We start from the raw sequence: 22,525 nt of genomic DNA on the forward strand, positions 1-22,525 counted from the left end.
GCGATGGCCATCCACGTGCCATCGCGAATCATCGCGGCGTGCGCGCTGCACTATGAAAGTGCACGCGCCCTCGCCCCATCGTCACGATAAAAACCGCCATCACGCCCCAGCCCCAGCGGGAGCCGGTTTCGGCGGGAATATCTCAATCGTCGGGCAAATGCGCATATTTCTTGCTCTTCAGGGAGCGGCCCTATCCTGTAAACTAGTTCTTCCCGATGTTTACTCCCACTCGAGCCGCGTTCGAACGCCTGCCAAAACCACCATGAGCATGGTTGATCTGGACCCTCCCCGCTTTCAGCCCCCTCGTCCCGTCGCGGGCGATGACGGCACGCGGCGCACTGTCCTGTACGGCGAGTACACGGTGTTCAGCGTTTTCCAGCCCGTGTTTTCCGTGTCGCATCGACGCGCAATCGGTTATCACGCATCGTTGCGAGCGCGGGATGATTCCGGCCGGCAAGTTCCATCGCATGAAGTCTTCACGCAGGCGGCGCGGCGCGGCGATCTGCTCGAACTCGGCCGGCTGGCTGAATCGCTGCACCTGGGCAACTTCTTTTCCTTCGATAGCGACGACGAATGGCTGTTCCTCAGCCTCCACCCGGCCGCGTTGATGGACACGAGCTACGGCGATGCGCTGCTGGCATCGCTGAAAAACATCGGACTGCCGCCGCAACGCGTGGTGCTTGAAGTGCCCGAGCAAGCCGGCGGCGAGACCACGCGCTTTGCTGAGATCATCGATTCATTGCGCAAGTCAGGCTTCCTGATCGCGCTGGACGGCTTCGGCGTGAAGCATTCGAATATCGACCGCGTGTGGCATTTGCGGCCCGATATCGTGACGCTCGATCGCTGCATCCTGCAGCAAGCGAGCGAACATTCGCATATCGAACGCGTATTGCCGGGGCTGGTTTCCCTGCTGCATGAATCAGGTCAACTGGTGTTAATGGGCGGCCTGAGCACCGAGCGCGATGCATTGATCGCGCTCGAATGCAACGTGGATTTCGTGCAAGGCGCGTATTTCGCCGGGCCCAGTGTGGAAGCCGTGAAGCCACAAGCTGCACAAGGCGTGCTGGATGCGCTGTCAGCCGCGTCCCGTGAACGCGTGGCTGCACGTGAACGCACGCAGTCGGCGCGGTTAGCGCCGTATGTGGGCGCGCTGGAAACGGCGGCGGCGCGTCTTATCGAAGGCGAAACGCTCGCCGATGCAACCCGCACGCTGTTGCAGCTTCACGAAACGGCGCGTTGTTTCCTGCTCGACTCATCCGGCCGGCAGATCGGTGACAACGTCTTGCCTGCCGCGCGTGCCTCGCAACGGGCCAAGCGTTTTCGGCCCTTGCTGCATTCGGAAGGCGCGAGCTGGGAACGCCGGCCGTATTTCATCGAAGCATTGCGCACGCCGGACCGGGTTAATCTGACTGCGCCTTATCTGTCGATCAACGAGGCGCATCTTTGCGTGACGGCGTCTATCGCCGCGCATACGCCACGAGGCTTGCAGGTCCTGTGCGTCGATATCAACTGGGACGTGACATCGCAACGGCGTTAAGCGTTGTGCGTTGTGCGTTTTGTGCCGCGGTCACACATGCGAGCGCGTCAGCGCAGCCTTCACGGTGCGCGCAAGATCCCCGATCTGAAACGGCTTCCTGAGCACCGCGTATCCTTCCACGCGGTCCTTCGATACATCTACATCAGCGTACCCCGTCGCCAGGATCACAGGCAGTTGTGGACGTGAGCGCTTCGCTTCGGCAATCACTTCCAGGCCGTTCATGCCGGGCATGGCGAAGTCGACCACGAGCAAGTCCGGATTGTCTGCGGACAGCCGCTCCAATCCCGCCCGACCATGCGCGGCCTCGGTGACCGCATAGCCGAGCATCTTCAGGCAATCGACGAGAGAGGTCCGTACGTCGACATCATCTTCAATCACGAGAATCCGTTCGTGCGCGCCCGTGATCTCCTCACCCGGCTCCGCAACCTCCGCCTCGACCACCACGCGCTCGCGCAAGGGCAGCCATATTTCGACCGTCGTGCCGTCGCCCGGCTCGCTGTGAATGCGCGCCGTTCCGCCAGCCTGACTCGCAATACCATAAACCTGGCTCAAGCCGAGACCCGTGCCCTTGCCGACCGGCTTGGTCGTGAAAAACGGATCGAAAACACGCGTCAGCAACTCCGGTGGAATGCCCGTGCCCGTATCGCTTACGCCGATCACCACATAGTGTCCCGGCGGCACCGTTTCGTCAGGCGCTGCGCGCTGGCTCACGCGAATAGTGAGCAAGCCGCCGTCGGGCATCGCGTCGCGGGCATTGATCGCCAAGTTGAGAACGGCGAGTTCGAGCTGGTTGGCATCGGCGTCGGTCCAGGCCTCCTTGACGTCAAAGCGCGTGCCGAAATGAATGCCCGTTCCCAGCGATAACGTCAGCATGTCGCGCATGCCATGCAGCATCGAAATGACGTCGATGGCCTTCAGGTCCAGATTGCTGCTGCGTGAAAACGTGAGCAGTTGCCCGGTCAGCTTCGCGCCGCGCTCGGTCGCGCGCTTGACCGTCTGCGCCATGGTCTGCACGCGCTCATCGCGGCTCACGCGCGTGATGAGTTCCGCGTTGCCCATGATCACGTTCAGGAGGTTGTTAAAGTCATGCGCGATGCCGCCGGTCAGTTGCCCGAGCGCTTCCATTTTTTGCGACTGCACGAGCACCGCCTGGACCTTCGCGCGCTCGTGGATCTCTTTCATCAGGCGGTCGTTCGCCGACGCCAGTTCCTGCGTCCGTTCCGCGATACGGCTCTCCAGCGTGTCGTTCAAACGCTCGACCACCATCTGGCTCGCGAGGATCTTCTCGTTGACTTCGTGACGGTCGGTGACATCCAGCGACACGCCGATAATCCGGGTCGTAGTCGTCCCCGGGACGCTGCCGGGCGCACGCATCGGGTGGCCGCGGGACTGGACCCAGTGAACGGTGTTGTCCGGCCAGATCACGCGATATTCAACCGTGAGGTTCGTGTTGTTATCGATGCAACTATCCAGTGCATGCTGACGCATCTCGCGGTCATCGGGATGCACGATCTGAATGATCTGCTCGTAGTCCACCGTGGGTCCCTTGTGCCCGTAGATCTTGCGAAACGCTTCGGTGGATCGCAGCGCGCCGGTCTCGACATCGAGTTCCCACGATCCCAACTGCCCCGCCGCCAGCGCCAGATGCAGCCGTTCCTGCGCTTCCACGCGCTCGGCGAGCTGGCGCCGCGCTTCGTATTGCCGCAAGCGTGCACGCAGCGCCGACGATACCGCGCGCCGCAACGTTTCGGCATTGAGCGGACGCTCCAGCACGACGACGTTACCCAGCAATTCGAGCCGGTCGAGCGCGTGTTTTGGGCGTCGTTCGGGGCGTTTAGTGGCAAGCAGAATGAGTGGAAAGTCGGACCACGTTGGCTGCTGGTTGAGCCACTGGAAGACCTGCGGCATGTCGTTATCGGAGAGTGCTTCTTCCGCGATCAGCGCCGTACCCGCATTGCTGCGCAGCTCGGTGTGAAGCATCGCGGCGTTCGCGCAAGCGACGCAGTTGCGGCTATCCTTGCTCAGCACTTCGCCGACTACGTCCGCGTCGCGGCCGCGTGGGGCGAGAATTAGGACACGGTTTTCCACGGCTTAACGACCCCTCGCGTGGGGGCCCAACATGGTTGACTCGCCGCGATACGTCGGCAGGCCGGCGAGCACGCCATCGAAGTCGCGCAATGCTTCACTCAACTCAAGGCCGCCGTGCGTCAGCCTGAACTGGCGGATCGTGCGTTCATGTGCGTTGCCGCGGCTTTTCACAGCGGCGAGCGCCGTCAGCACTTCGCCCTGATGTTCAAAGTATCGAAACAGGACCATGACGTCGCTGAGGTAGCTGATGTCGATGTCCGTCTGCACCTCGCCAACAATTCCATGCTGGCCGAGCACGAGCAAGGTCACGATGCCGCGCTGGTTGAGGTAGCCGAGCAACTCGTGCATCTGCAGCAGCAGGTAGCGCTCGCCGGGCATCGCTTGCAGATACGCGTTCAGGCTGTCGATGGCAACGTAGGTCACGCCGTCGTCTTCGACCGCCTCGCGTACGTCGCTGGTGAACTGGCCGGGCGACATCTCGGCGGGATCGACCTGGCGCAACGTCAGCAAACCGTTGTCGAGATACGTCGACAGATCCATGCCGAGCGACTTCGAACGCATCAACAGCGTGCCGAGCGTTTCATCAAAGAGATAGTAGATGCAACGCTCGCCGCGCTTGAGTGCCGCCACGAGGCAACACACCACGGTCGTGGTCTTGCCCACGCCGGATGGTCCGGTCAGCAGCGCATTCGTGCCGGGGATCAGGCCGCCGCCGAGCATGGTGTCGAGACCCTTAGACCCTGTCGATACCGGTGCGTTTGCGAATTCAGCGTGATGCTCGGCGGCCACCAGACGTGGATAGATATCGATACCGCCAGTCTCCAGCGTGAAGTCGTGGAAGCCCTCGCGAAACTTGATGCCGCGCATTTTTGCCACGCGCACACGGCGACGCGCGCCGCCGTAATCGTGGACTAGCTGGTCGAGGCTGATCACGCCGTGCGCGATGCTGTGAAGCTGGAGGTCGTTGGGGTCGGAGGTGTTGTCGTCGAGGAGGTAGACGGTGCATTCGCGCGTCGCGAAATAGCGCTTGAGCGCGAGGATCTGGCGGCGGTAACGCAACGGGTTCTGCGACAGCAGCCGGAGCTCCGACAAGCTATCTAGTACGATCCGTACGGGCTTGAGGGTTTCAACCTGGCGCATGACGTTTTCAACCGTCTCGCCCAGTTCTACTTCGGCCGGGTGCAGGATAGATTGCTCGTACTCGGGGTCCAGGCCTTCATCGGAGAGCAGTTCGATGATAGATAACGGGTCGACGTTCCAGCCATGGGCATCGGCTACGGCGAGTAATTCATCGCGCGTTTCGGACAGGGTGATGTATAAGCCGGCCTCGCCCAGTTCGGCGCCCTTCAGTAAAAATTGCAGGGCGAGAGTGGTTTTTCCAGCCCCCGGAGACCCTTCGACCAAGTACACGCGGTTCGGCGTCAATCCGCCGCCCAGGATGTTGTCTAGCCCGGTGATGCCCGTCGACATGCGTGGTGCGGGAAGGGACGGCTGACGTTGTGTGCTCATAGTAAGGATAGGATTCAATAGGCGCAGCGGTCTCGCAAGGGAACAGGGCCAGGGGCGGCTTCGCTCCCGATTGGCAGTCGCATATGTCAGGTAAAAGCAAAGATCAGGCCCAAGGGGTTGCTCGCGCCGGTGAACGGTTTTGAGGTGAGGCGGGGTTAGCGGTCGGGACAATTAACCCGACCGCTAACCTCAGAACCTAGCAACCCGCCACAAATCCCGCCCGCTACCCTCAAAACCTGACACCAATGCGCCCGCTAAAACCGCCCCTATGACCTCAAGACCGATGACTATCAAACACCACGTACTGCTAGCAGCTTCACTAGCATGGACAGCATCGCACTTGGCATTCGCCACGGAAACCATCGAAACCGCGCAACCATCCGCGCTAGTCAGCGACATCCACACCTTTGTTGTAGCCGAAGACGGCTCCCAGACCGAAGACGATGAAACCACCCTGCGCGCAAACACACCCGCAGGCGTCGGTGAAATCGCCCAACGCTACATCTGGTTCGACAAATCGACGTCAACCATCGACATAACCGACGCCTACTCCCTGGGCCGCGACGGCATCAAACACATCGTCGCCCCCGAACAGATCCGCGAGGTCCAAGAACCGCGTTCCGCAGGCGCACCCACGTTCGAAGACTCGCGCCTGAAAGCCGTCGTATTCCCCGGCGTAAGCACAGGATCCACCGTGCATCTGCGGTTTCACAAGACCCAGTCGAAGCCAGTCATCGCGGGGCAATTCGATTATTTCGTCGAGCCCGGACGTACCCCAGTGGAAGGACAACGGCTGATCTTCGACCTGCCCGCCGATAAACCGCTCTATGCCGACGCACGCGGCTACGTCGCCGTGCCGCCGGTCACCCAGGGCGGCCGCACGCGCTACGAATTCGACTACAGCCGCGCCCACTACGATCGGGTGGAAGCGGGCTCAGTCGGTTATGCGCAATACGGCGACCGGCTGATGGTGTCCACATTCCCGGACTTCCGCAGCTTTGCCGCGAGCTATCGCGATGGCACCATCGATCCGAGCGCGAACGATCCAGCCGTGCGCACCCTCGCGCAATCGCTTACACGCAACGAGTCCGACCCGCGTGCGAAAGCAGCCACGCTCTACGACTGGGTGCGCCACAACATCCGCTACGTGTCGCTGTTCCTGGGACAAAGTCCCGCCATTCCCCACCGAGCCGCCGATATCCTCGCCAACCGATACGGCGACTGCAAAGACTACGTCGCGCTCTACGGCGCGTTGCTGTCCGCGGTGGGTATCGAGAACGAGCCGGCCCTGATCGGCCTCGGCTCGGTCTACACGCTGCCGTCCGTTCCGGGCTATGGCGGCAGCGCGATCAATCACGTCATCACATGGATGCCCGGGCTGGGACTGTATGCCGACTCAACGGCGCTGAGCATCGAGTTCGGCAATCTCCCGCTCGCTGACATGGACCGTCCAACGCTGCTGGTCAACAGTGGCTCGCTGTCCCGCACGCCCGCTACCGAACCGCTGTCACGCACAGCGCGCTTACAAATCGATGTAGCACCCGATGGCTCCGCCGCGTTCGCCGATCAGGTGGAGGACGCCGGATGGAGCACCGGGCCGGAGCGATCGAACTTGCTGCACGCGACGGCCGAGCGCCGCAAGCAAATCGCCGATACCCGCCTTCGGGCCACCGGCCTGCGCGGCGTCGCCACGCTCACGGCCAGCGACCTGAACGCAAGCAATGGTCCGCTGACGACTACCATCGTCGGGACGCTCGACAACGTCGTGTGGACCACCGGCACGACCGCCCTGCCCGCGCTGACAAGCCTGTCCGGCGGGATCGCGTCGCAGGTTGAGAACCTGCTCGCCGAGCGCGTGCGTACCCAGCCGTTCATGTGCTCCGGCGGCACGTTCGATGAAGTCGCGCAAGTCACCTTGCCAAAGACCGTGCACGTCACCGATGTCCCCACCGACGCGAATTTCACCAACGCGTTCATCGATTATTCATCGCGTTATGTCTTCGATCCCGCGACAAACCTGTTTCAGGCAGAGCGTCATTTGAAGACAAACTTCGGCAAGCAGGTATGCACGCCCGAAGACTTCGCCGCCATGCAGCCAGTGTTGAAGCGCATCGAACGGGACGCAGATGCGCAGATCATCGTCAAGGCGATGCAGCCGTGACCGAGCCCGTCCGACCCGCGCGTAAGTTTTCGTAATCGCGGCATGCGTGCCTGTAACCGGAATGTCGGGCGACGCCGCTATGCTGCAAAACCAGCATCGACGGAACGTCCCAATGCACACGGCCAGGCCACGATGACCCAAGAACCCGCGAGAACCCCCGAACATCCGTCTGCGCCGATTGATCATTTGAGCGCGATCACGTCGCTCGATGCATCGGTTCACCGCGCGCTCGCCGATGCATGCCGCCTCGCCGGCGATGAACTCGGCGCGCTGGCGCAGCTGATCGCGGCCCACACGCTCGACGCGTACGCAACCGGCTCGCCGGACGCCCGCACGAACGGCTTGTGTGATGTCGCCACAGGCTATTTCATGAAGGGCGATCACGTAGTCGCCGTGCGCTGGTATGAACTCGTGCTCGCGCTCGACCCGAACATCGCCGTAGCGTGCCAGAACCTTGCGGCCATCCACACAGGCCAAGGAAACATGGCGCTTGCCGAGATTTATCGCGAGCGTGCTTATGGAATCCAGCGGGTTTTCGTCGAAGAAACACCGGGCTGGACTCGCTCTGTCCTGATCCTCTGCGCAGGAAAAAGTACAGGTAATGTTCCGTTCGACGCTTTGCTTCCGGGCGCGAGAAACCGCCGTATCAAGTACGCAATCGACTACGCCGCCGACGGCGAAGACGCTCATCTCCCCGCCTTCGATCTCGTGTTCAACGCCATCGGCGATCCGGATATTGCAGCGCCTCTGAATGACAGGCTCGCGCGTTTCGCGGCGCAGTGTTCGCGTCCGTGGCTCAACCCGAGTTCAGCCATCTCCCGGACTTCACGGCACAAGCTGCCCGCGCTGCTCGACGGTCTCGGTGACGTACAGACAGCGCCGTGCGTGCGCTACGAAGCGGAGAACAAAGCGCAAGACATCAATGCACTCGCTTCGCTACTCGCCGATCACGCCGTCACGTTTCCCCTCCTCGCCCGGCCCGTTGCCGCGCACGGCGGCGACGGCCTGATTCTCTGCGACACAATCGAAACACTTGAAGCCCGGTTATCGACGCAAGCTCAAGCAGGCGCCCAGTACCTGACGGCGTTTCGCGATTGCCAATCAGCCGATGACTTCTATCGCAAGTACCGCGTGATCTACGTCGATCGCCGGCCGCTCCCCTATCACCTTGTGATCTCGCCGCACTGGATCGCGCATTACTTTTCCGCCGATATGGAAAGCCACGCCTGGAAGCTCGACGAAGAACGTCGCTTCCTGCAAGACCCGCGTGCTACTCTCGGCGAGCGCGCGATGAACGCCATCGAAGCTATCGGGCAGCGGCTCGATCTGGACTACGGCGGTATTGATTTCACGCTTCTGCCCGACGGCCAGGTCTTCGTGTTCGAAGCCAACGCGACCATGCTCGCGCACTACGAGCGCGATAGCGGCGTGCTCGCTCACAAAAACCCGCATGTGCAACATATCATCGATGCGTTCGAGCGCATGCTGGCGCACCGGACGGCGGGCTGATGAACAAGACCATGAACTTTTCCGGCGGACCGGGCGCGTTACCGGCGTCGGTGCTGCGCGAAACGAGCGTTGCTATCAATGCATTGCCAGAGACCGGTTTGTCGGTGCTCGGAATGAGCCATCGATCCGACTGGTTCCGCAGCGTGCTCGATGAAGCCGAGCGTAACCTGCGCGTCCTGCTCGGCATCCCCGACACCTACCATGTGCTGTTCATGCAGGGCGGCAGCAGCCTGCAGTTCTCCATGCTGCCGATGAACTTCCTGCGTCACAGCGGCAAGCATGCCGAGTACATTGTGTCTGGTTACTGGAGCGCGAAGGCGCCGGTTGAAGCGCTGCACGAAGGAACAACGCGTGTGGTGTGGGACGGCAGCGCGGAGGGCTATCGACGTTTGCCTGGGACGGATGAATTGCAACTCGCGCCGGATGCCGCCTACCTGCATTACGTGTCCAACGAAACGGTCGAGGGGCTGGAATTTACGGACATCCCGGGCCTGCCCGACGTGCCGCTGGTCTGCGACATGTCGTCCAATCTGCTGGCCGCGCCAATCGACATTAGCCGTTACGCGATGATCTACGCGCACGCGCAGAAGAACCTCGGGCCAGCCGGCGTCACCGTGGTGATTCTGCGCGATGAATTCGCTCAACGGGCAACGCATGCGCTGCCAACCTTCCTTGATTATCGGACGCATATTCAGGCGCGTTCGGTGTACAACACGCCGCCGGTGTTCGCCATCTATGTATTGATGCTGGTGACGCGCTGGCTGCGCGACGAGATAGGTGGCGTCCACAACATGGCGGCAATCAACCTCGCGAAATCGGAGCGGCTGTATCGCGCGATTGATGCGGAGCCAGAGTTCTATCGCGTGCACGGTGAGCGTGCTTGCCGGTCGACGATGAACGTCGCCTTCCGTCTTCCCGATGCCGCCATGGAAGCGCGGTTTATCGATGACGCTCGCCGCGCGGGCTTACATGGACTGGAAGGGCATCGGTCGATCGGCGGCCTGCGGGCTTCGCTCTATAACGCGGTAACGCCCGAAGCAGTTGCGGCGCTGTCGGAGTGGCTGAGAGAGTTTCGCCGGCTGCGAGGTTAAAGGCCTTTAAACCGATAGGCGTAAAGGCGGCTCTCGCTCAGCTTGTCCGCGTGACTGCGCAACGTCAGCGTGAGTTCGCCGCTTTCGTCGCGTAACGCGCTCACAATGGCATCACAACGCACAAGGGTGCTGCGATCAATCTGCCAGAAAGTGTCCGCATCGAGTTGCAATTGCAGTTCGCGCAGCGAGATCCTGATCAGGTGTTCGCGTTCGGCCGTAACCACAGGAACGTATTTATCGGCAGCTTCGAAATAGAGCACGTCGGCGATCGGCACCATGGTGATGGTGTTGCCGGCGCTCGCCTGGATCAGCCGCATCGGGATCGCGGGCGCAAGTTTGCCTTGAGGGCTCGCAGCATTGGTATTCGCATGCAAGAGCTCACGCAACGTACGAATGGCAGCATCCAGCGATGGCTCCGCGGCCTGGGATAACTCCCTCTGCCGCAACGCAATCGGCAGCACGCTCATTGAGGTTCTGCCGGGATCAGCGGAAAGCGGATTTCGAATTTGGTCCCTACGCCTTCGCGGGAGACGAAATCGATCTGCCCGCTTAAAGCACCGCAAAGCTCCTTGACGATTGCGAGACCTAGACCGGTGCCAGGAATATCTTCGCCTGCGGCCCGTTCGAATTCGTCGAACACTCGGTCTGAGTCCTCAGGCGCGATTCCCATACCCGTGTCGAACACGCGGATCGACCACTGCTCCGAGCCGGCCATGGAGAAGTTCAGGCTGATTTCACCCGACGTCGTGTATTTGGTCGCGTTCGATAACAGGTTGATCGCAATTTGCTTCAGCTTAAGACGATTAGACGTGACGGTGGCCAGCGCAGGGTCGAAACTCGCGCGCCACGTCAGCCCTTTGGCCTCGATAGCCGGCCGTGCGGAGGTGACGAGTTCATCATAGAGTTCTTGTAAATCGACTTGTTCGAGCGTGAGCGGAGCGGCGTCGCCAAGCACGACCGAGTACTCGACCATTTGATCGACGAGTTCTTTCATGTCGGCGGCCTGCCGATTGGCCATCGTTAGCGCCACGTCGGCTTTTAAGGGCGCGCGACCGATTAGCTGCAGAGCAACTGAAAACGCATTCAGAAAATTGCGCAGATCGTGGACCACGCTGCGCGTGATCTGCATGCGCGATTCGTAGAGATCGCTGACCAGCCGTTGCTTGAGCGTCAGCTCGTGGTTGGCGCGCTCGAGCCGGCCTGTGTACTCGTCGATCTTGCGGTCACGTTCGCTGACCACTTCCTTGATCGACGTGAGCGTTACCATGCTGAGTGTTTCGGCAACGAGGCGCCGTGCCCGCCCTTCGTGGCGACGAGTGAACGTGCTGTCCTGGTCGGCGAATTCTTCCAGGGCGTTCGCGAGCGCCTGATGAAACAAATCGAGTTCGCGAACGAGCTCCTCGATCCGATAGCCCTGGCGCCAGCGGACCAAACCATGGCTTCTCGCGTCGCGCTCGATGGCCGGCTCGACACGTTCGAGATCTTCGACGTCGAGCGCGGCGCACAATCCGTCGAGAATTTCCGGCAAGTGATCGGCGAGCTGCTCGTAAGTGAGCTTGTCAGCGCCGACGAGGTCGACGTCGCCGAAAACGGCCTTCATCCATTGCTCGGTCAGGCGGACCCGATGCTTGCGAATGAAGTCGGAGAATTTGCGCAGCGGGCGAACAGGCGTATCGATCATTGAGAGCCACGAGACAAGAATTGTATAAAAACAGATGTCCGAGCTTACGGGCAAGGGCGTACTGGCAGCAATAGTTACCGTGCCGCAAAATCATTCTTCTATCACCATTGCCTGCTTCGGGGCTGGCGTCCAAACGAATCGATTAACGCGACCAGCACCAGCGGCGACTGTCCTTTTTGGCAGTAGCCGTCAAACGACGTGTGCAATAGATGCCGGAGGACCTCTGCCTCATCGAGCGCGGTAAAAGCGATGATCACGATACTGCTTGTTCGCAAATCACGCCTTAGCGCATGCGTTGCCTCGAGCCCATTCAGCCCAGGCATAGAAATGTCCATCACAATCACATCAGGCAACCAAGCGGTTGCCATTTTAATGGCTTGAGCACCGCTCAGGGCAATTCGGCACTCCACGGGGTCGAGCGAAAGGTAGGCGGCGAGCGCTTCAGCACCATTTATGTTGTCGTCGACCACTAATACACGCAGGGGCTCGGTATAGGCCGCAATACGTCGGTCGGTCCAGGCTCGCGAGAGCGAGCTTTTGAGATAGGGTTGCTTTGAACTTTCGAGATTTGAAGGCATAGGGGCTCAGAATTTGGTCCATCGTGAGCACCGTTTGTGCCCATACCTATAGGGATGCCAAAATACCTTAATCTATATGACGATGTCCTTCGTCGCGTATGAGCGAATCGACACGTGATCGAGATCGTGGCTGAATCAAGTTGGTCGTGCTGCAGCGCGACGGATTAGTGAGACTACCCGGACTTAGGCGAATCGTTCAATGCAGTGGGCGGCGGTGGGCGATAAGACCTGCTGGCGCGGGGCGCGTGTACTAGAAGGGCGCCACTCGCCGAAGGCCGCAGCCGACCACAGCGGCCAGTCGGTTTTCCAGCAAGCGGCCGTTCGCTTCCCGAAAGAAAAGAATCACCAGTGCGTTGCGCTCGGGTATTACCTGAAACGGGTTTTTCTCGACTCGACGCTGCGGTGCCGTCTGTTGTGAAACGAATGAGATGGGGCCGTGCCGTTCCTTAGACGATGTCTTTTGTAAAGTCTGAATACCATGCCTCGAAGTTCACCGCCGCTAGCGGCTTGGCTATGTGATATCCCTGAGCTTCGTCACACTTCCATCCAGCCACCGCTTCATGGATTTCGAGCGTTTCAACGCCCTCGGCCACAACCCGATAATCAAGCTTGTGCGCAAGAGCGATAATGCCTTCGACCAGAATTCTCGAGTACTGCGAATCCAGGACACGGCGAATCAAACTTTGATCGATCTTGAGTACCGAGGCCGAGTAATGCTGCAGCGCGGACAGATTGCTGTAGCCCGTACCGAAATCATCGATGGCAATCGTGCTGCCCATCCGCGCGACGTCGCGAAGATTGCCCGTCACGGATTGCCCGTTCAGGGATAGCACCCCCTCGGTCACCTCCAACTCCACCTGCGCAGGTTCAATGCCATGATTGTGCAGCAGGGAGGTGTAGCGAATAACGAAGCCACGCTGCTCCAGATTAAGTACAGATACGTTGATGGACATATTCAATAGCATGCCGGCCCGCCGCCACGTCGATAGCTGTTTCAGTGCGTTGTCCATGACCCAGTCGGTGAGCGCGGGCATCAGTGCGGTCTTTTCCGCAAGCGGGATAAATTCTGCCGGTGAAACTGCGCCCAGCAGCGGATGAAACCAGCGTAGCAACGCTTCAACACCCACACATCGGCCCGTGCGCAAATCGATTCGTGGCTGGTAAGCCAGACTCAATTGACGCTCGTCGCGCAGTGCTTGAGGCAATGCGTTGAGAATCAAGAAGGTACGTTCCTGGGCCGCAAACATGCGCTTTGCAAACTTTCTGAATGGAACACGTGCGCGTCTGGCGACCTCAGACGCTGACATCAAGGCCCGTAGGACATCGGTAGGTTCATCGATGCCGGACAAGTCGACCAAACCCGCAGTTGGGGATAAATCAACCGGAATTCTGTTGACCACCAGCGGTGCGTCGAAGGCCCTCAATGCTGCTTCAATGACGCGCATGGCGGCGCTCTCGCTTCCATAGACGAACACGGCAAAACGCGCGTAGTCCACCCGATACACCGTACCCTTTTCGGCAAGCGCCTGCTCGACACGCACAGAAATCGCTGCCATCAGCCTGTCGGCAGCGACAATGCCGACCGAGATCGATGTTTGATCGAGATACCCTAGAGGAACGACGTTAATCAGGACAGCGTGGGTCGGGAATGCGCGCCCGGTTCGGCGTTCCTCGAACATCGTACGAACGTCATCACTGAACCGTGCGCGGTTTAGGAGTTTCGTGGGTGGATCGACGAATGCGATCGAGCGTAGCGCTTCGATCCTGTCCATTGCCATTTCGGCCAGTTGCGATAGCAATTCCTGCTGCGACTCGTTAAAGTCATCGCGCGATTTGGTATCGATTACGCACAAGCTGCCGAGAGGTACGCCCGAACGCGTTCGCAACGGAGCGCCGGCGTAGAACCGGATGTTAGGATCACCAAGCACCAGCCGGTTCTCCTTGAACCGCGGATCGAGCAAAGCATCGGGCACGATCAGAACATTGTGACGAAGGATCGTATGCGCGCAAAATGCGTCCCTGCGTTCGGTTTCGGCCACCTCCACGCCAACGCGTGCCTTGAACCATTGGCGCTTCTCATCAATCAGGGAAATCAGTGCAATTGGTACGCCGAATAGACGCGCGGCAAGCTCGGTGACACGATCCAGCGCGGCATCTGGCGGCGTGTCCAAAAGACACGATGCTTGCAGGACATAGAGTCGATGTCGCTCTATAAGGGGGGACGGCAATTCGAACTGATTAGGCGGATTCAACGGATTCTCCGTGAGATTTTGCCGATACAGATTTGACTCGGACATGTGTTCGAAAGGATGACGAACGACTATACACGCATAAATTCACAGGCTGTTACAACTCGTTGCGATGAAGACGACGGCGCTTTCTCGTGGGCTGATGGTTTTCCGGAGTGCTCGACGCTCAATGAGCGTGATGCGCCGGTTTATGCCGGGCGGGGGCTGGGAACAGGTCGAGTTCAGCATGACGCTACGACTCGGCTAGAAAGCCAGCTTGAGGGGCACTGAAGACGAGCGTAAAGGTGGGATGCGAGAGGGCAACGAGCCATCGATGACTGCCTTGTCGAATTAGGACCCGCCGCATGCTCTTTCAGGGCTTCCCTTGGACCTGTAGGGCGTATCAGCATCGCGACTGGACCGATTTTCAGGCCCTCAAAGCTTCCCTAGCATGTGATGTCTGCTCGGTCAACGTGGAGCTACTTGTTGGAATTCACTGGTACTTTCAGCCGAGTGAATTTCTCATTGAAAAGCTTCGCTCTTACAGTGTGCTGTCGTTGGTCTGGGTTCTGACAGCACTGCGCGAGCGTGCGCGCTCATCGTTCATGTATGTGGGACCCACCTGTTTTGGGTACTCGGAAGACTACGACAAGCCCAATGCGGAAGCAGACCTGCTCGCCATCGTGGATGGTGAGTCAATTCTCTGCGAGGTAAGCTAAAAGTCAGCGTGGCGCAGTCTGCGAACCGTGCACCTGAAGGAGTTCATCCATATTGCAAAGCGTCTCAGACCGGTTCGCGCAATCCTGGCCGTCATGGAAGATGACAAGCGATTCGAAGAGGAAATCCGTAAAGCGCAGTGTGAGCTGAAGACGGATGGCATCGAGTTCGAACTGCTGACACTGGCGACATATCGTCCGCACGACGATCCGATGCTTGTCGGCATTAGCTGTCTCACGCTGAAAAGCAGAAAGCCCTCGGAGGGAGGGCTTTCATTTCTTCTACCTTTTCCAAACTTTATTGCAACGCGTTGTCCCGATTTTCCAATCTTTATTGCACTTTCCGAACTATATTGTCACGCTCGAACAACGAACCTCAAGCGCCGAAATTCTTCGCCGCAAAGTCCCAGTTCGCAATGTTCCAGTACGCTTCAATGAACTTCGGGCGAGCATTGCGATAGTCAATGTAATACGCGTGTTCCCACACGTCGATGGTCAGCAGCGCCTTCGCATCGGTGGTCAGCGGCGTAGCGGCATTGCTGGTGGAGACGATATCGAGCGAGCCGTCGGTCTTCTTCACGAGCCACGTCCAGCCCGAACCGAATGTGCCGGTTGCGACCTTCGCGAACTCTTCCTTGAATTTATCGAACGAGCCGTACTTCGCATTGATGGCGTCAGCCAAAGCGCCCGTCGGAGCGCCGCCACCCTTGGGCGACAGGCTGTTCCAGAAGAACGTGTGGTTCCACACCTGGGCTGCGTTGTTGAACACGCCACCTGATGCTTTCTTGACGATTTCTTCGAGCGACAGATTTTCGAATTCGGTACCCGGAATCAGCTTGTTCAGGTTCGTCACATAGGTTTGATGATGCTTGCCATAGTGATACTCAAGCGTTTCTTCCGACATGTTCGGAGCAAGCGCATTCTTGTCGAACGGCAACGGCGGGAGGGTATGTTCCATGGTGTGAGCTTCCTTCTATGATGATTATGGGGGACGTGAGGAGTGAAGCAATGGAGCACTCGATTGTAGGCGAGTTGGGATAACCCCGCAAATTGCGGGTTTTTATGAGCAGTATCGATTACGAAGCTTTAACAGCGGCGTAAAAAATGCTCGAACGTTCCTTCTAAGCCGTCAAAAATACGGGCTTTGAACTACCCGCGCAGGTCTTGTAAAAACTCATGCGCGCATCGCATGAAAGCAGCAGTCGATGCACACCGCCCGAGCGTCAGAACCAATCAGCCAATCAGAATTCATTGGAAAGCCGCGGCTGGATATCGGCCAGCACAATATCCGCCGATCCTTCCGCCAAATGCACGGTCAATGGCCGTTCTGGCTTCAGCGCATTCGGCGCGCGTACGGCGCGTCCGGATTGGGTATCGATCAAAGCCGCGTAGCCGCGCTCGAGCGTGCGTTGCGGGCTCAACACCTGCAACCTCGCCGATAACTCCGACACCCGCGCCGCCGCTCGTTCATGCCGGCGCCCTTGCGACACACTCAGGCGTTGTGAAAGACGCATCAGATGTTCCCGCTCGGCGGCGAGATCCGGACGCCAGCGCTGCCAGCGCATGTGCACGAGCGCAAAACGCGCGCGGGCGTCGCGGACCGGACGCGCACCGGCGGAGGCCAGCCGCACCGCCAGTTGCCGCAAGTGCGTGCGCTGACGTTCCAGGCGCTCCGCCGGGCTGACCAGCCGCCGCGCCAGCCAGTCGAGCTGCTGCGCACGCCGTTCCATCGTCCGGCCGAAACCACGGGCGAGCGCAGCATGGCGATGATCGAGATCGCGCAGCAACAACACGCGCTGCGGACTGACCAGTTCGGCGGCTGCTGTGGGCGTGGGCGCGCGGACATCGGCGGCAAAATCGGCGATGGTGAAATCCGTCTCGTGGCCTACGCCGCTAACGACCGGCATCGCACTTTCGGCTATTGCCCGAGCGAGGACTTCCTCGTTGAACGCCCACAGGTCTTCAATCGAACCGCCTCCACGACACACGATCAACACATCGACTTCGCGGCGTGCGCTGGCCTGATCGACCATCGCGGCGAGCTTCGCGGCCACGCCCGCGCCCTGCACCGGCGCGGGATACACGATCACCGGCACGTGCGGCGCGCGCCGCGAGAGCGTGGTGAGCACATCGCGCAACGCCGCCGCCTGCAACGACGTCACGATGCCAATCGCTTTCGGATGCTGCGGCAGCGCACGCTTGCGTTCGGCCGCGAACAGCCCCTCGGCTTCAAGTTTCGCCTTCAGCTTCAAGAAGGCTTCGTACAGACGACCTTGGCCCGTGCGCCGCACCGCTTCCACGCCGAGTTGCAATTCGCCGCGCGGTTCATACATGGTCACGAGCCCGCGGACCTCGATCCGGTCGCCTTCGCGCGGCGTGAACTCGGCGTACTGCGCACGGCCGCGGAACATCACGCAGCGCATCTGCGCCTGCGCGTCCTTGATCGAGAAATACCAGTGGCCGCTGGCCGCTTTCGTAAAATTCGATACTTCACCCGATACCCAGACCAGCGGGAACGAGCGTTCGAGCATTGACCCGATCGCCCGGTTCAGCGCCGACACGGGGATGACGGCATCGGCACTGGCGGCTGAACCGGATGATGCGAAAGGATCGGAGCTCATCGAAGAAAAAGTCGTCGTTTCGGGTTGAAAACAGGGTCAAAAGTCGCATGCTCGCGGACATATAAACAGGCCAACAAGAGCCATTCCCGCACCGCCGAACGCTCTAGTAACAAGGCATGGACGATAGACCAATCAGAATCCGAAGTGTAGCAAGTGTCCACAATGCACAAGTTACCGAAAGCTGACATCGGCACGTGCGAAACGATGATGAATGCGCCTTAAGCCGTTGATTTAACGATGTTTTCTATCCCTAATTCATGAAGAAGCCGATCTACGTCTTTCGCGGTGCCGATTTCGGCCCGCTGCCGCTCAAGTTGTTCACAGAGTTATCCACAGGCGGATTGTGAATAGCTTGCGAGCAAAATGGAGCATGTAATCTACCCGTTTTCCCGGCTTGAATCGAGGTCGGCACTGCCCTTCGACTGGCGCCCCAGGCATCGCCGCGCTAGAGTGCCGGGTTCAAGGGCGAGCGCGACATGTGCCCTGCGTCGTCCATCGACCCCTTACCATCTGCTTGCCATTCGCCCAAATTCGCTCATTCTGGAGATCCGCCTCGATGCAAAGGTGCCGGCTGTTATCGCAAACATCGTCCTTTCTCTCGCCGCTACACCGCCCACCGTTGCTGTCGTCCGAAGATATTGACCGCAAGGCGCGCCATGTCTGACTTCAAGCCGCCGATTGAAAACTTCCTCGCCCGTGAGTGGCGCAAGCGCGGCTGGGTCGCGTGGTCGCTGACGCCCTTCGCATGCGTGTTCGGCCTGATCGCCGCCATTCGACGCGCGTTTTTCACGCTCGGCTTGATCAAGCAGGTGAACGTGGGCGTGCCGGTGGTCGTGGTCGGTAACGTAACCGTGGGCGGCACCGGCAAGACGCCGACGGTGATCGCGCTGGTCGAAGCACTGCGCGCCGCCGGCTTTCAGCCGGGCGTCGTCTCGCGCGGTTACGGCGCGAAGATCCACGAAGCCACGCGGGTCACCGCCGACAGTCAACCCTCCGAAGTCGGCGATGAACCCCTGCTGATCGCGCGCCGCACGCATGCGCCGGTGATGGTGTCGCCGGATCGCGTCGCGGCGGCTCAAGCGTTGCTGAAGGCGAATCCATCGGTCGATGTAATCGTCAGCGACGACGGCCTGCAGCACTATCGCATGGCCCGCGCGTTCGAACTCGTGGTCTTCGACGACCGTCTGGGCGGCAACGGTTTCCTGCTGCCAGCAGGACCTCTGCGTGAGCCGATGTCGCGACGTCGCGACGCCACGCTCATCAACAGCCCGTACGACCGCACGTTGCCGCCGTGGCCGAACACGTTCTCGCTTGACCTGGCCACCGGCGACGCGTGGCGTCTCGACGATCCGGCCGTGCGCCGTCCGCTAACCGCGTTCAAGGGCGAACGGATCGCGGCAGCAGCGGGCATCGGCTCGCCGGAGCGGTTCTTCGCGTCGCTGCGTGCCGCCGGCCTCGCGCCGGCCACGCGCGCGTTCCCGGACCACTACGATTATCGTGACAATCCGTTCGCCGGCATCGACGCCGATACGATCCTGATCACCGAGAAGGATGCAGTAAAATTCGGGGCCTGGCGTGACGCGCGCATCTGGGTGGTTCCAGTCGAAGCCGTGCTCAGCCCCCGCCTCATCGCATTAGTTGTGGAGAAACTCCGTGGACGCACGCCTGCTTGAAATCCTTGTCTGCCCTATTTGCAAGACCCAGCTCACGCATGACCGCGCGGCGCAGGAACTCATCTGCAACGTCGACAAGCTCGCCTACCCCATCCGCGACGGCATTCCCATCATGCTGCCCGATGAAGCCCGCCAGACCGTGGAAGGCACGCCCATCGAACCGTTGAAACCCTCCGACGGAAACTGAGATTTCTTGGATTTCTGAGATTCAACGCTGAGGTTTTATGAACGCACACGTTCCGGTCGCGCCGCCCTTTATCGCCGTCGTGCCCGCGCGGCTCGCGTCCACGCGGCTGCCGGACAAGCCGCTGGCCGATATCGGCGGCAAGCCGATGGTCGTGCGCGTCGCCGAGCGCGCGCGTTTGTCGGGTGCGCTGCAAGTGCTGATCGCAACAGACTCGCAGCGTGTGGTCGAGGTCGCGAAGGAGCATGGTTTCGAGGCGCTGCTCACCCGCGCCGATCATCCGAACGGAACCGACCGGCTCGCCGAAGTCGCGACGCATTTCGGCTGGAGCGACGACACCATCGTGGTCAATGTGCAAGGCGACGAGCCCTTGATCGACCCGGCGCTCGTGCGCAATGTGGCGGCGCATCTGGCGGCGCATCCGTCGTGCGTGATCGCCACCGCGGCACATCCCATTCACGATCCCGCCGATGTCTTCAACCCGAACGTCGTGAAAGTCGTGCTGGATTCGAAGAGCGTGGCGTTGTATTTTTCGCGCGCGCCGATTCCCTGGTCGCGTGACGCGTGGCAAAAGGACTGGCCAAATGTCGCCGCGCTCAGCGCGCGTCCGTCCGTTCCCGCCAACGTGTTGCGCCACATCGGCTTGTACGCGTATCGCGCGAAGTTCTTGCGGATTTATCCCACGATGTCAGTGGCGCCGATCGAAGAAGCCGAAGCGCTCGAGCAATTGCGCGCGCTCTGGCACGGCGAGCGCATCGCAGTGCTGACGACGAACGACGCGCCGCCGCCGGGTGTCGATACCCCCAATGATCTGGCCCGCGTCCGCGCGCTGTTCGAGGCGTCGGCATAAGAGTACGGGCAGCACGCTTAAGCCGCGCTTTCGCAGCAGCGTGCCTTCCGCAGTTCCGTTGTCGTGCCCTCCAGTCGCGCGCCGAGCATCGACCTATCCATCGCTTCTCATAGCGATTACGACCCGCGAAATCGGCGCGTTTCCACCTGTTCCTAGCGCGCCATGCCGCTCTCGATCAACTCGCGTTAACCCCCGCTGCGTGCGACTTTCCGGGCTTTCCAGCCTCGGATTCGGGCCGCGATTGTGACGATGCGTGGCATAATCGATTGGTAGCGCGAGCCTTCCGGTCAGCGCCAACGCTCCTGAGCGCCTATGTCGACTGGTGCCGCGCCGTCTCTCGAATTCGGCTCGTCGCGCCTCGTTTGCGGCTTCAGCCGGGCGATATGCCACAGCGACCGGATGCCAGATAAGCCTCGCAGCGCAGCGGTTTCTATTCGATTCGGAGATATCACCATGCGTTTGATCCTGTTGGGCGCCCCCGGCGCCGGCAAGGGCACCCAGGCCACGTTCATCAAGCAAAAGTTCGGCATCCCGCAGATCTCGACGGGCGACATGCTGCGCGCCGCCGTGAAAGCAGGTTCGCCGCTTGGCGTGGAAGCCAAGCGCTTCATGGACGCCGGCGAACTCGTGCCGGACACGCTCATCATCAACCTCGTGAAAGAACGCCTGCAGGAAGCGGACTGCGCGAACGGCTATCTATTCGACGGTTTCCCGCGCACGCTTCCCCAAGCGGACGCCATGAAGGAAGCCGGTGTTGCTATCGACTATGTGCTTGAGATCGACGTGCCGTTCGCGGACATCATCGAGCGCATGAGCGGTCGGCGCTCGCATGCAGCGTCGGGGCGCACGTATCACATCAAGTTCAATCCGCCGAAAGTGGAAGGTCTTGACGACGTCACCGGCGAACCGCTGATCCAGCGCGACGACGACAAGGAAGAGACCGTGAAGAAGCGGCTCGACGTGTACGTTGCGCAGACCAAGCCGCTGATCGAGTACTACAACACGTGGTCCAAACATGGCGATAACAACGGCCTGAAAGCGCCGGAGTATCGGCGGATCTCGGGGCTCGGTACCGTCGATGAAATCCGCACGCGCGTGTTCGATGCATTGACCTGATTGTCACTGAGCGCTCATACCTGGGCGCTCGGGGCACGCCTTCTGAAACCCGCTCGCGCTCCATCGGCCGAGCGGGTTTTTCGTTTTCGTCCTGAGCGATCCCTGGGACGAAACATGTTCTACGACTCACCCTCATCAAGGAGCACACAGCATGGACATCCAGGACAACGTCTTTCTCGTCACCGGCGGCGCATCGGGCCTTGGCGCGGCGACGGCTCAGCTTATCCGCGACCACGGCGGTAAGGTCGTGCTCGCCGACATGAACGAAGCCGGCGGCGAGAAGCTCGCAAAGGAACTCGGCGGTGTGTTCGTGAAATGCGACGTGAGCCGCGAGGAAGATGGCCAGCGCGCTGTGGAAGCCGCGACGCAACTCGGCAGCTTGCGCGGGCTGGTCAATTGCGCGGGCATCGCGCCGGCGGCGAAGACGGTGGGCAAGGATGGCCCGCATGCGCTCGATCTGTTCGCGAAGACGATCGGCGTGAATTTGATCGGCACGTTCAACATGATCCGTTTGGCGGCAGCGGCCATGTCGAAGAACGAACCGAACGCAGCGGGCGAACGAGGTGTGATCGTGAGCACGGCATCGGTGGCCGCCTACGATGGCCAGATCGGCCAGGCGGCGTATGCGGCATCAAAAGGCGGCGTGGTCGGCATGACATTGCCGATCGCCCGGGATTTATCGCGCAACGGCATTCGCGTGATGACGATTGCGCCAGGTATCTTCGAAACGCCCATGCTGCTCGGCATGCCGAAGGAGGTGCAGGACGCGCTCGGCGCAATGGTGCCTTTCCCCTCGCGTCTCGGCAAACCGAACGAGTACGCCATGCTCGTCAAGCACATCTTCGACAACCCCATGCTCAACGGCGAAGTGATTCGCCTCGACGGCGCGATCCGGATGCAGCCGAAGTAAATTTTTCAACTTGGGGGTGGGCAGCGGCTAGCGAGCTTAGGCATAGATAAAAAACGGCGGCCATCGAAGAGAT

18 protein-coding genes are annotated in these 22,525 nt (G+C 60.4%); 10 read left to right on the top strand and 8 right to left on the bottom strand.

Going from position 1 to position 22,525, the window contains the following annotated elements; genetic code table 11:
• Nucleotides 1–262: 262 nt before the first annotated feature.
• The gene (locus ACSQ83_RS12665; RefSeq protein WP_436228354.1) at nt 263–1,537 is read left to right on the top strand and encodes an EAL domain-containing protein; all 1,275 of its coding nucleotides are present in this window, start codon (nt 263–265) and stop codon (nt 1,535–1,537) included.
• A 30-nt stretch (nt 1,538–1,567) separates the two neighbouring features.
• Here the strand turns inward: ACSQ83_RS12665 and ACSQ83_RS12670 are convergent, their stop codons facing one another.
• Nucleotides 1,568–3,625, bottom strand: a complete 2,058-nt coding sequence (locus ACSQ83_RS12670; RefSeq protein WP_436228355.1) for an ATP-binding protein — start codon at nt 3,623–3,625, stop codon at nt 1,568–1,570.
• A 3-nt stretch (nt 3,626–3,628) separates the two neighbouring features.
• Nucleotides 3,629–5,134: an ATPase domain-containing protein gene (locus tag ACSQ83_RS12675; RefSeq protein ID WP_436228356.1), complete on the bottom strand. Its 1,506-nt coding sequence runs from the start codon at nt 5,132–5,134 to the stop codon at nt 3,629–3,631.
• A gap of 340 nt (nt 5,135–5,474) precedes the next feature.
• On the opposite strand from ACSQ83_RS12675, the gene ACSQ83_RS12680 reads away from it, so the two are divergent.
• The 3 genes from ACSQ83_RS12680 (at nt 5,475) to ACSQ83_RS12690 (ending at nt 9,895) form a co-directional block, all read left to right on the top strand.
• Nucleotides 5,475–7,295, top strand: coding sequence for a DUF3857 domain-containing transglutaminase family protein (locus ACSQ83_RS12680; protein ID WP_436228357.1), 1,821 nt, complete (start codon nt 5,475–5,477; stop codon nt 7,293–7,295).
• A 132-nt stretch (nt 7,296–7,427) separates the two neighbouring features.
• Complete coding sequence (locus ACSQ83_RS12685) at nt 7,428–8,804, top strand: hypothetical protein (protein ID WP_436228358.1); 1,377 nt, start codon at nt 7,428–7,430, stop codon at nt 8,802–8,804.
• Nucleotides 8,801–9,895 carry a phosphoserine transaminase gene (locus tag ACSQ83_RS12690; protein ID WP_436228486.1) on the top strand — a complete coding sequence of 365 codons (1,095 nt, stop codon included), beginning with the start codon at nt 8,801–8,803 and terminating at the stop codon, nt 9,893–9,895. The genes ACSQ83_RS12685 and ACSQ83_RS12690 overlap by 4 nt, the downstream gene beginning before the upstream one ends.
• Here the strand turns inward: ACSQ83_RS12690 and ACSQ83_RS12695 are convergent.
• The 4 genes from ACSQ83_RS12695 to ACSQ83_RS12710 form a co-directional block, all read right to left on the bottom strand.
• Entirely contained in the window at nt 9,892–10,362 is a 471-nt protein-coding gene (locus tag ACSQ83_RS12695) for a LytTR family DNA-binding domain-containing protein (RefSeq protein ID WP_436228359.1), read from the bottom strand. The genes ACSQ83_RS12690 and ACSQ83_RS12695 overlap by 4 nt on opposite strands.
• Entirely contained in the window at nt 10,359–11,576 is a 1,218-nt protein-coding gene (locus tag ACSQ83_RS12700) for a sensor histidine kinase (RefSeq protein ID WP_436228360.1), read from the bottom strand. The genes ACSQ83_RS12695 and ACSQ83_RS12700 overlap by 4 nt, the downstream gene beginning before the upstream one ends.
• Before the next feature lie 101 nt (nt 11,577–11,677).
• Nucleotides 11,678–12,154 carry a response regulator gene (locus ACSQ83_RS12705; protein WP_436228361.1) on the bottom strand — a complete coding sequence of 159 codons (477 nt, stop codon included), beginning with the start codon at nt 12,152–12,154 and terminating at the stop codon, nt 11,678–11,680.
• Nucleotides 12,155–12,600: 446 nt separating this feature from the next.
• A complete protein-coding gene (locus ACSQ83_RS12710) occupies nt 12,601–14,406 on the bottom strand; it encodes a putative bifunctional diguanylate cyclase/phosphodiesterase (RefSeq protein ID WP_436228362.1) in 1,806 nt (601 codons plus the stop codon).
• A 341-nt stretch (nt 14,407–14,747) separates the two neighbouring features.
• Here ACSQ83_RS12710 and ACSQ83_RS12715 point away from each other — a divergent pair, with 341 nt between their 5' ends.
• Nucleotides 14,748–15,101, top strand: a complete 354-nt coding sequence (locus ACSQ83_RS12715; RefSeq protein ID WP_436228363.1) for a hypothetical protein — start codon at nt 14,748–14,750, stop codon at nt 15,099–15,101.
• 373 nt (nt 15,102–15,474) lie between these two features.
• Here the strand turns inward: ACSQ83_RS12715 and sodB are convergent, their stop codons facing one another.
• Entirely contained in the window at nt 15,475–16,056 is a 582-nt protein-coding gene (gene sodB / locus ACSQ83_RS12720) for a superoxide dismutase [Fe] (protein WP_436228364.1), read from the bottom strand.
• A gap of 283 nt (nt 16,057–16,339) precedes the next feature.
• Entirely contained in the window at nt 16,340–17,719 is a 1,380-nt protein-coding gene (gene xseA / locus ACSQ83_RS12725; RefSeq protein ID WP_436228365.1) for an exodeoxyribonuclease VII large subunit, read from the bottom strand.
• A 656-nt stretch (nt 17,720–18,375) separates the two neighbouring features.
• On the opposite strand from xseA, the gene lpxK reads away from it, so the two are divergent.
• The 5 genes from lpxK (at nt 18,376) to ACSQ83_RS12750 (ending at nt 22,452) form a co-directional block, all read left to right on the top strand.
• Nucleotides 18,376–19,392 (top strand): tetraacyldisaccharide 4'-kinase, encoded by a 1,017-nt coding sequence (gene lpxK, locus ACSQ83_RS12730; protein ID WP_436228366.1) that lies wholly within the window; start codon nt 18,376–18,378, stop codon nt 19,390–19,392.
• The gene (locus tag ACSQ83_RS12735; RefSeq protein ID WP_436228367.1) at nt 19,373–19,579 is read left to right on the top strand and encodes a Trm112 family protein; all 207 of its coding nucleotides are present in this window, start codon (nt 19,373–19,375) and stop codon (nt 19,577–19,579) included. Before lpxK ends, ACSQ83_RS12735 begins: the two co-directional genes overlap by 20 nt.
• A gap of 37 nt (nt 19,580–19,616) precedes the next feature.
• Nucleotides 19,617–20,426: a 3-deoxy-manno-octulosonate cytidylyltransferase gene (gene kdsB, locus ACSQ83_RS12740; RefSeq protein ID WP_436228368.1), complete on the top strand. Its 810-nt coding sequence runs from the start codon at nt 19,617–19,619 to the stop codon at nt 20,424–20,426.
• Between the two features lie 453 nt (nt 20,427–20,879).
• Nucleotides 20,880–21,542 (top strand): adenylate kinase, encoded by a 663-nt coding sequence (gene adk, locus ACSQ83_RS12745; protein WP_414949495.1) that lies wholly within the window; start codon nt 20,880–20,882, stop codon nt 21,540–21,542.
• 151 nt (nt 21,543–21,693) lie between these two features.
• The gene (locus tag ACSQ83_RS12750) at nt 21,694–22,452 is read left to right on the top strand and encodes a 3-hydroxyacyl-CoA dehydrogenase (RefSeq protein WP_436228369.1); all 759 of its coding nucleotides are present in this window, start codon (nt 21,694–21,696) and stop codon (nt 22,450–22,452) included.
• The last annotated feature ends 73 nt before the right edge of the window (nt 22,453–22,525 follow it).

It is taken from the genome of Caballeronia sp. LjRoot29 (genome assembly GCF_964252755.1).
GTDB lineage: Bacteria > Pseudomonadota > Gammaproteobacteria > Burkholderiales > Burkholderiaceae > Caballeronia.

Excerpts from the sequence above, each read along its gene's own strand:
- ACSQ83_RS12665 (WP_436228354.1), top strand. The coding sequence starts at position 263 with ATGAGCATGGTTGATCTGGACCCTCCCCGCTTTCAGCCCCCTCGTCCC.
- ACSQ83_RS12675 (WP_436228356.1), bottom strand. The coding sequence starts at position 5,134 with ATGAGCACACAACGTCAGCCGTCCCTTCCCGCACCACGCATGTCGACG.
- ACSQ83_RS12685 (WP_436228358.1), top strand. The coding sequence starts at position 7,428 with ATGACCCAAGAACCCGCGAGAACCCCCGAACATCCGTCTGCGCCGATT.
- ACSQ83_RS12695 (WP_436228359.1), bottom strand. The coding sequence starts at position 10,362 with ATGAGCGTGCTGCCGATTGCGTTGCGGCAGAGGGAGTTATCCCAGGCC.
- ACSQ83_RS12700 (WP_436228360.1), bottom strand. The coding sequence starts at position 11,576 with ATGATCGATACGCCTGTTCGCCCGCTGCGCAAATTCTCCGACTTCATT.
- ACSQ83_RS12705 (WP_436228361.1), bottom strand. The coding sequence starts at position 12,154 with ATGCCTTCAAATCTCGAAAGTTCAAAGCAACCCTATCTCAAAAGCTCG.
- ACSQ83_RS12715 (WP_436228363.1), top strand. The coding sequence starts at position 14,748 with ATGCTCTTTCAGGGCTTCCCTTGGACCTGTAGGGCGTATCAGCATCGC.
- sodB (WP_436228364.1), bottom strand. The coding sequence starts at position 16,056 with ATGGAACATACCCTCCCGCCGTTGCCGTTCGACAAGAATGCGCTTGCT.
- xseA (WP_436228365.1), bottom strand. The coding sequence starts at position 17,719 with ATGAGCTCCGATCCTTTCGCATCATCCGGTTCAGCCGCCAGTGCCGAT.
- lpxK (WP_436228366.1), top strand. The coding sequence starts at position 18,376 with ATGTCTGACTTCAAGCCGCCGATTGAAAACTTCCTCGCCCGTGAGTGG.
- kdsB (WP_436228368.1), top strand. The coding sequence starts at position 19,617 with ATGAACGCACACGTTCCGGTCGCGCCGCCCTTTATCGCCGTCGTGCCC.
- adk (WP_414949495.1), top strand. The coding sequence starts at position 20,880 with ATGCGTTTGATCCTGTTGGGCGCCCCCGGCGCCGGCAAGGGCACCCAG.
- ACSQ83_RS12750 (WP_436228369.1), top strand. The coding sequence starts at position 21,694 with ATGGACATCCAGGACAACGTCTTTCTCGTCACCGGCGGCGCATCGGGC.